Raw genomic sequence first — 324 nt, forward strand, 5'->3', positions numbered from 1 at the left:
ACATTTGCTGACGTATTGCAGCGTACACAGGAACAGGCTTTGGCCTCCAGTGTCTATGACACGTTCCCGCTCTACGATATTCAGGCACAAACTGAACAAAAACAAGACCTGATTCATCACATCATGGTTTTTGAAAACTACCCCATCGGGCAGCAAATGAAGAAGCAGATGGGCGGTTCCGGCGAAGCAGAGGCACAAACAGGCTTCTCTATTGCCAATGTGGAACTTGCAGAGCAAACCAACTACAATTTTAACCTGATTGTCGTGCCTGATGAAGATATCTCTATTCTGCTTGAGTACAATGCGCTGGTGTATAACCGGTCT

At 46.3% G+C, this 324-nt stretch carries 1 protein-coding gene; it reads left to right on the forward strand.

The genetic code is table 11. The annotated features are described in order from the left end of the window. Positions 1–324: condensation domain-containing protein (locus HFD99_RS25100; protein ID WP_167441083.1), on the forward strand; the 324-nt coding region annotated here is incomplete at both ends.

It is taken from the genome of Paenibacillus sp. EKM301P (assembly GCF_011800295.1).
GTDB classification, from domain to species: domain Bacteria; phylum Bacillota; class Bacilli; order Paenibacillales; family Paenibacillaceae; genus Paenibacillus; species Paenibacillus polymyxa.